The following is a 1,236-nucleotide window of genomic DNA, read 5'->3' on the forward strand; positions in this document are numbered from 1 at the left end:
GGTGGGGGGACCGAGTGCCCCACGCCCCCCCCCGAGCGCGCGACCCCCCCCCCCGACGCCGCCACCAAGGCGCACGACGCCGTCAAGGAAGCCTCGGAGGTGGAGCAGGCCGCCCGCACCGCGGAGACCGCCCACCTCGCCGAAGAGGTCGAACTCTGCGTCGCCGAGGCACGGTTGAGGGCGAAGGCGGAGAAGGACGCCGCCGTCGCCGCCGACCGCGAGCGCACCGAGGCCGACCGGACCTCCTCGGCGATCAAGGACCTGATCGCCGCCGCCGAGTCGGCCATGGCGTGCGGCGGCACCGCCAAGGGCGTGGCCGGCGGGCGCGTCGCCGCCGCCGAACTCCTCACCGTGACCGGCAGCTGGACCCGTGAGGCCGCCGAGTTCGCCCTCGCCGGCAATGACGAGGACGTCCTCAACTGGCTCGACGCCGACCGCGTCCTCGCGCAGAAGGCCGACGACCGGGAGACCGTTCTCGGCGTGGCGCGGATGTCCACGGCGGCCATCGCCGAGGCGGCCCACACCGCACTCGCGAGCACCGACGACGAGGCGCCGACCCGGTTCCTGTCGAGCGGCTTCGTCACGGCGGGCGCCGAGACGTACCGGGTCAGGATCTTCCGGGTCCTGAACGAGAACCCGGGCCCCGCCGTCAAGGCCAAGGCACAGGCCGCCCTCGACGCGGGCACGGCCGTCGCCATGCACCGCTTCCTCTCCCTGGAACTCGCCGACGCGGTCAAGGAGGACGACAACGTCGAGATCCTGCGGCTGCTCAACACGGGCGGTCTGTACACGAAGGCGGCGGCACAGATCGCCCTCGAGGGCTCCGCGAAGATGCGCCGCAGCTTCGTCAGCTCCGGGCAGTTCGACGCCGCCCGCCTCGACCACGACCACGCCACGCATGTGTCGGCGGTCCGTGCCGCCGTCGCGCACGCGTCGAAGGTCGCCCTGAAGGCGCTCGAGGATGCCTCGTACGCGCAGAAGGCAGCGGCCGAGGCGCGCAACGCGGCGCAGGAGGCGACCGACTGGGCGACCAAGGCGGGCGAGTACGCCAAGGACGCCGACCTCGCGAAGGACGAGGCGCGCAGGAACGCGGACGCCGCCGACGCCTCCGCCACCAAGGCCGCGCAGTCCGCCGCGACGGCCAAGAACGCGGCGCGGACGGCACGGGCCGCGGCCGCCACCGCCAACTACGCGATGAGCCGCGCCCTCGACTCCGCCAGGGAGGCCGTGTCCTTC

At 74.1% G+C, this 1,236-nt stretch carries 1 protein-coding gene; it reads left to right on the forward strand.

What is annotated here, in order from left to right:
• Window positions 1-99: 99 nt before the first annotated feature.
• Window positions 100-1,236: ALF repeat-containing protein (locus JAO81_RS41860; RefSeq protein WP_199553247.1), on the forward strand; the 1,137-nt coding region annotated here is incomplete at its 3' end.

Source organism: Streptomyces sp. N35, from assembly GCF_016464295.1.
GTDB lineage: Bacteria > Actinomycetota > Actinomycetes > Streptomycetales > Streptomycetaceae > Streptomyces.